General features: G+C 50.0%; 1 protein-coding gene. It reads right to left on the bottom strand.

Annotated features, from left to right (window positions below):
- A partial coding sequence (locus tag CHH91_RS18990) for a YebC/PmpR family DNA-binding transcriptional regulator (protein WP_176465879.1) occupies positions 1-240 on the bottom strand: 240 nt, incomplete at both ends.

Genomic DNA, 240 nt, shown 5'->3' with positions numbered 1-240 from the left:
AAAAGCAGCGCGAACGTCTGACGCGGTGCGGTTGACATTGTTTGTTAAGGCGTCGACAATCACCATTGCCCCGTTTGGCCCAAACCCTTCATAACGACGTTCCTCATAACTTTCATCAGAGCCGCCTTTCGCCTTCTCAATGGCGCGGTCAATGATTGACTTCGGGACATTGTACGTCTTCGCCCGTTCTAGTACTGCTTTTAAAGCTTGGTTTAATTCAGGATCAGGCTCCCCTTGTCT

Source organism: Virgibacillus sp. 7505 (genome assembly GCF_002272135.1).
GTDB lineage: Bacteria > Bacillota > Bacilli > Bacillales > Amphibacillaceae > Terribacillus.
Note: the sequence above shows the minus strand (reverse complement) of the source record. Positions and strands in the feature narration are given on the sequence as shown.